The 6,563-nt window shown below is 60.5% G+C and carries 5 protein-coding genes; 4 read left to right on the forward strand and 1 reads right to left on the reverse strand.

Going from position 1 to position 6,563, the window contains the following annotated elements; all coding sequences use genetic code 11:
- Positions 1 to 752: leucyl aminopeptidase family protein (locus EN750_RS13100; RefSeq protein WP_245482691.1), on the reverse strand; the 752-nt coding region annotated here is incomplete at its 3' end.
- 351 nt (positions 753 to 1,103) lie between these two features.
- Here EN750_RS13100 and lptF point away from each other — a divergent pair.
- The 4 genes from lptF to EN750_RS13120 all read left to right on the forward strand — a co-directional run.
- Complete coding sequence (gene lptF, locus EN750_RS13105) at positions 1,104 to 2,306, forward strand: LPS export ABC transporter permease LptF (RefSeq protein ID WP_127396660.1); 1,203 nt, start codon at positions 1,104 to 1,106, stop codon at positions 2,304 to 2,306.
- A complete protein-coding gene (gene lptG, locus EN750_RS13110) occupies positions 2,303 to 3,388 on the forward strand; it encodes an LPS export ABC transporter permease LptG (protein WP_189526178.1) in 1,086 nt (361 codons plus the stop codon). The genes lptF and lptG overlap by 4 nt, the downstream gene beginning before the upstream one ends.
- Positions 3,388 to 5,808, forward strand: a complete 2,421-nt coding sequence (locus tag EN750_RS13115) for an LPS-assembly protein LptD (protein WP_164873870.1) — start codon at positions 3,388 to 3,390, stop codon at positions 5,806 to 5,808. Before lptG ends, EN750_RS13115 begins: the two co-directional genes overlap by 1 nt.
- Positions 5,809 to 5,907: 99 nt before the next feature.
- On the forward strand, positions 5,908 to 6,563 hold a 656-nt coding region (locus tag EN750_RS13120; RefSeq protein ID WP_145967619.1), incomplete at its 3' end, for a peptidylprolyl isomerase.

A 6,563-nucleotide genomic window follows, 5' to 3' on the forward strand; every position in this document is an offset into this window, starting at 1 on the left:
ATCGCCATGCGGGCGCCGCGCGGCGAGCCTTGCGCGACACCGAGCAGCGAACCCATGCCGAGCTTATTCATTTCCTTCTCAGCCAATATCTCGACCTTGACGCCTAGCGCCTCGAGTTCCTTGGCGCGGGCAGCGAACTCGACCGGCCCAAGCACGTTTGCCGGTTCGTTGACGAGGTCGCGCGCCAGCAGGACGCCGTCTATCACCGCCTCGGCATCGGCGAAGGCCTTCTTCGCAGCGGCCGGATCGGCGGTGTGGATGGTCACCTTGACCGGCTTCTTCGGCTCTGCCTTGCTGTCGTCCTTGTCCTTCCTGGTCTTGTACTTATCGAAGGAATAGCTGCGCAGGAGAATGCCCGCGGCAAGGTTTGCCGCATCCTTCGCACTCGGCGAGGCGCCGGCCACATCGAGGACCACCGCCACTTCGGTCGCCTTGCGCAGCGACGCGGCAACGGTGCCGCCAAGCTTCAGCCACGCATATTCGTCCAGTCCCGACACCTTGCCGGTGCCTATCGCCACGAGTCTGTCGAGCGACGCTCCCTGCGGCGCCAGAACTTCCACCGTGCTGGCGAACTTGCCCATGAACTCAGCCACGGGAAAGGCGCGCTCCAATGTCTTGCCGGGATCGCCGGCCTTGGCGACGTCGCTCAGGCCGCCCTCATCCGCCGCGAACACGAAGACAGTGCCCTTCTTGTTTACCGCGCTCTGGGACCCGGAAAATTTGGCGAAGGCGATCGACGGTCTTTGATTCATCATGTCCTGCTTTCAGGGAATGCGCGACTTTTGGGGAAGCGGTTCGAAACGATGCGCGACATTTGGTCGTTTTCCGGCATTTGGCAAGACTTTGCCGAATTGGCATCCCATATGACCTATGGAATCGATGACGATTCGTCGCGGCACGGCCCCGCTTTTTGCCGCAACCTGTTGTTAACCATCGATGTTCGCCCTTTCTTATCCATTCCCGCCGACACTCCGCCCAGCCGGGGGGCGTAATGTGGGACAGAACCCGGATCGACCATCTGATGGAGCCAGTTGTGCAGGCGCTGCCGGACAGCTACCTTGTTCGGTGGCATGATGCCGTTCGAAAAATCGAGAAAAGCCTTCATGAAGGTCGTTGAACGCTACATCATGCGCCGCGCTTTCGTGGTCTTCATGGCCGCTCTTGTGTGGACGCTGGCGATCGTGTGGACGACACAGGTGCTGGCAAAGATCGATCTGGTGACAGACAGCGGCCAGTCGGCGTTGACCTTCTTCGAAGTCGCCGCCCTCATCCTTCCGTCCATCATCCCGATCGTGGTGCCTTTTGCGCTGGTGGTGGCAGTCGCACAGACACTCAGTGTGATGAATTCGGATTCCGAACTCGCCGTCGTCAACGCCGCGGGGGCCTCGCGCTGGACGATCGTACGGCCGATCATGTTGCTGGCGCTCGCCGCCGCCGTTTTTTCCTTTGCCGTCGACAACGGCATCGACCCTTACGCACGGCAGAAGAACCGGGCACTGGTGGCCTCGTCGCGCGCGGATCTGTTGTCGCTGATCATCCAGGAAGGCACCTTCCGCAAGATTGACGACGGGCTGTTCCTGCAGATCGGTGAGCGCCTTCCCGACAACCGGCTGGGTGGCATTTTCGTCGCCGATTCGCGCGAAGAAGGCGTCAACCTCGTCTACTACGCCAAGACCGGCAGCATCGTCGAACGCGGCGGTGAAAAGGTGCTGATGATGAATGACGGCGTCATCCATCGCAAAACGCTGACCGGCGATCTCTCCGTCATCCGCTTTACCTCCTATGCCTTCGACATGTCGGCCTTCATGGCGGCGGCTTCGGCGGTGACGCTCCTGCCCAAGGACCAGACGACGCAGTACCTGCTCAACCCGGGCGCCAACGACAAGTACTATCAGCAGAACCCCTACGAATACCGGGCCGAGGTCAACCAACGGTTCTCGGAATGGACCTATTCCATGGTTTTCGCGCTGATCGCGCTTGCGGTCGCCGGGGATGCGCGCTCGCACCGCGAGGCGCGCGTCAATCCGCTGATCACGGCGATCACGATATCGCTGTTCGTGCGTTGGCTGGGCTTTTTTGCCGCCAGCAAGGCGGATGAGATCCCGCAATATGCGTATATGGTCTATGGCGTGCCGATCGTGGCTTCCGCGGTGGCGATCTGGTTCATCGTCTCCAACCGAACACTGGAACTGCCGGTGACCTGGGCGGACTGGATGACAAACTTCGCCACGCGCATCGCTGACAGCTGGAATGCTTTCAAATTGCGTTTGTCCAGGCGCGGCGCATCAGGGCAAGGGGTCGGCTGATGGGCTGGACACTGGGCCGCTACTTCTTCTTCCGCTATGTGACGATCACCATCTGGTTCTTCATCGGCCTCCTGGCATTGGTGTTCCTGATCGACTTCACCGAGCTGTCCGGCCGCACCACCGGCCTGCCCGGCTTCACCTACGGCACGGCGGTAGCCATTTCAGGCCTCCGTATGCCGATGATCATGCTGCAGACGGTGCCGTTCGTCGGTCTCTTCTCGGCGATGGCGACGCTGGTGTCGCTGAACCGGCGCTACGAGCTGGTCATCGCCCGTTCCGCCGGTGTTTCCGCCTGGCAGTTCCTCTTGCCCTGCTGTATCGGAGCCTTGCTGTTCGGCGTCCTGTCGGTTGGCGTCATCAATCCACTCGCCGCGCACGCATTCTCCTGGTCCGAGCAGATCGAAACCCAGCTGCGTTCCGGCAAATCGAATACGGTCTCGGCCGATGCCGCGCCCTGGATCCGGCAGAAAACCAGTTCGGGCGACACCATCATCGGTGCGCGGGCCATCCTGAACCAGGGCCTGGAAATGGCCGATGTCGTATTTTTCATTCTCGACCCGCAAGGCAACATCGTCGAGCGCAAGGACGCCGCCCGTGCCTTCCTGTGCGACGGCTATTGGGAATTGCAGGACGTCAAGACATTCCAGAACGGCACGATCCAGGCATCGGCAACCGATCGCGTACCAACCAATCTAAAGCCCGAATTCGTGCAAGAGCGGCTGGCGCGCCCCGAAACCATCCCCTTCTATGACCTGCCCGGAAAGGTCGAGGTTGCCCGCTCTTTCGGCCTCAAGGCAAATGCTTTTGCCATGCAGTTTGATTCGCTCGTGGCGTTGCCGTTCCTTCTCGTCGCCATGACACTGATCGCGGCAACGGTTTCAATGCGATTTGCTAGGATGGGACAGTCGGCGACGATGATTCTGGGTGGCATCATCGCTGGCTTTCTGCTTTATGTCGTTTCGGTGCTGGTGAAGGCATTCGGCGTGGCGGGATTCGTGCCGACTGTCGTAGCCGCCTGGGTACCGGTCATGGTGGCTATGTTCTTCGGGGTGACTTTCCTGCTATACAAGGAAGACGGCTAGTGAGGGAGGCGTTTTTGCCCAGCAACAGGCAGGCCGGTTTGGCGCGCCTCTATGCGGCGACCGCCTTGGCGTGCGTGCTTGCCTACGCCATTCCGGCACCGGCGCTTGCGCAGGACGTCGGCGACATGGCAACATCGGTTCCGGCCGGCTCGCAAATGCTGCTGGCGGCCGATACGCTGGTCTACAACAACGACAACCAGACCGTGACCGCCGTCGGCGGTGTGCAGATCGACTATGGTGGCAATCGCCTTGTCGCCCAGCGCGTCGAATACAACCGCAACACCAAGCGGATGGTCGCGAGCGGCAACGTCGAAGTTATCAACAGCGACGGCACCAAGATCAATTCGCAACATATCGACATCACCGATGACTTCGCCGACGGCTTCGTCAATGCGTTGCGGGTCGAAACCATCGACAAGGCCTATTTCGCCGCCGAAAGCGCAGAACGCATGGGCGGCGTGCTGACCACCTTCCACAATGGCGTCTACACCGCCTGCGAGCCGTGCGAGGATAAGCCGGATAAAGCGCCGACCTGGCGCGTCAAGGCCAAGAAGATCATCTGGAACGGCGAGAAGAAGACGGTTCGCTTCGAGAATGCGAATTTCGAGTTCTTCGGTTTTCCGCTTGCCTATCTGCCTGCATTCGAAATTGCCGACCCGACGGTGAAGCGCAAGAGCGGCTTCCTGATCCCGAGCATCATCTACAAGAGCGATCTCGGCGTCGGCGTGAAAGTCCCCTATTATCTCGCATTGGCGCCGACCTACGACCTGACCGTCACCGGTACCGGCTATACCAAGCAGGGCTTCCTCGGTGAGGCCGAGTGGCGTCAGCGCTTCGACAATGGCGAGTACAGCTTGAAGATCGCCGGGATACACCAGCAGAATCCCGACGCCTTCCTCGACACCACTGCCTTCCCATCCAGCTCTGGCCACAACGTCAATTCGGGCAGCGCCGGCGATCCCAACAAATTCCGCGGCATGATGGGTACCCAGGGGCAGTTCGCCATCAACTCACGCTGGAACTTCGGCTGGGACGTGCTGCTGCAGACCGACAAGAACTTCTCGAACACCTACGGCATCGACAAGTACAATAGCAGCGTCCACCAGTCGTCGGTCTACTTGACGGGTCTCAACGGCCGCAACTATTTCGACGTGCGCGCCATGCATTTCGATGTGCAGGAAGATACGCCTGACGACAACGCCTCTGCGCGAAGCGGACAACAGCCTTGGGTGCTTCCGTCGCTCGACTATGCCTATATTCCTGATGCCTCGGTGGCCGGCGGCCAGTTGTCGCTCAATGTCAACGCGCGTGTCATCCGCCGCGACGAGCTCGATGATACTTTCTCCACCCCCATACAGCGTGTCCCTGGTATCGAAGGCGAATCCGGCCGTCTCACCGCCGAGGCCGAGTGGAAGCGGAGCTTCGTCACCGATGGCGGGCTGGTGCTGACACCATTGCTCGCGCTGCAGGGCGACGTTGATTATCTCAACGCGTCGTCGGCTTCGCTAAACGCCGTCAACCAGATGGCAGCAAATTTGAGCGAGCAGGCCGATATGCGCTCGTCATTTGCTCGTTACATGGCAACCGCAGGCCTCGAGATGCGTTGGCCGGTGCTGTTTTCCATGGCCAGCGGGTCCAGCCACGTTATCGAGCCAATGGCGCAGGTCTTCATGCGCCCGAACGAGCAATATGTCGGCGGTCTCGCAGTACCCAATGAAGACGCCCAAAGCATGGTCTTCGACGCGACCACCTTGTTCGAACGCGACAAGTTCTCCGGTTACGACCGCGTAGAAGGCGGTTCGCGCGCCAATGTCGGCTTCCGCTATTCCGGCTCGTACAACAATGGCTGGGGCACCAATGCCATTTTCGGCCAATCCTATCAGATCGGCGGCGAGAACTCGTTCGCCGCGCCGGATCTGGTCAATGTCGGCGCCAACTCCGGCCTCGACACGGCCAAATCCGATTATGTCGGCCTGTTCGGCATCAACAGCCCCAACGGCTTCGCGGCCTCGGTCAGCGGCCGTTTCGACGAACAGAGCTTCGAGGTTCGCCGCGCCGAGGTGAAGGCCGCCTATTCCGGCCTGCCTGTGTCGCTGAGCGCCAAATACGCCTTCATCCAGGCCCAGCCACTGTACGGCTTCACCACCGACCGCCACGAAGTCACACTTGGTGCATCCACGCATCTGGCCGAAAACTGGCGCGTTTTCGGCACAGGAACCTACGACCTGCAGCAAAGCCTGCTGGTCAAGGACGGTGTCGGCTTCGCCTACAACGATTCCTGCTTCACTTATCTGATGACCTACTCGCAGTCGCGCGATCTGAACACCAGGGAGGTGTCGCAGACCATCGGCTTCAATCTGTCGTTCCGCACCCTCGGCGAATTCGGCTCGTCGACCAGTGCCATCGACACGATCCAGTAACAATCGGCGACATCGTTTCGCCGCATAGGGCTGGCACGGATTTCGCGCACCTGGAAAGATGAAATTGGGCGGGACCGGGATAGAATTGGGATACCAACGATGAGGAAATACCTCTTTTCAGCAGGTTTCGCGTTGCTCGTGGCGGCGACGTCCGTGTCGATCACTGCAATGACGCCGCCGGCTTTCGCCAGCGAGATCAAATACGTCGTCAACAACATTCCGGTCACCACCGGCGACATAGCCCATCGCGCCGCCTTCCTGAAGCTGCAGCGCAAGAAGGGCGATGCCGGCCAGGAAATGATCGACCAGACGCTGCGTATGGCCGAGGCCAAGCGGCTTGGCATCCGCATCAGCGACGCACAAGTCGAGGCGGCGTATCAGCGCTTTGCCTCGAGCAACAAGATGCAGCTCAGCCAGCTTGACGGCGTCATGGAGAAGTCAGGCGTCACCAAGAGCCACTTCAAGGAATTCATCCGCGCCCAGATGGCCTGGAACCAGGCTTTGAGCGCGCGCTACCGTTCTGGCGACGGCACCGGTGCCGTCAGCGAGCAGGATCTCGTGAGAAAGATGCTCGAAAAAGGCGGCGCCAAACCGAGCGCCACCGAATACATGCTGCAGCAGGTCATCTTCGTGGTTCCGGCGGCTGAACGCAGCGCCACGCTGGGCAAACGCAAGCGCGAGGCCGACGCCATGCGCACCCGCTTCAACGGCTGCAACACGACGCGCGAATTCGCCAAGGGCCTGATCGACGTCAC

It is taken from the genome of Mesorhizobium sp. M7A.F.Ca.ET.027.03.2.1 (assembly GCF_003999175.1).
Lineage (GTDB): Bacteria > Pseudomonadota > Alphaproteobacteria > Rhizobiales > Rhizobiaceae > Mesorhizobium.

What these genes read in the sequence shown, in the direction of transcription:
- lptF (WP_127396660.1), top strand. Translation starts at nt 1,104, where the DNA reads ATGAAGGTCGTTGAACGCTACATCATGCGCCGCGCTTTCGTGGTCTTC.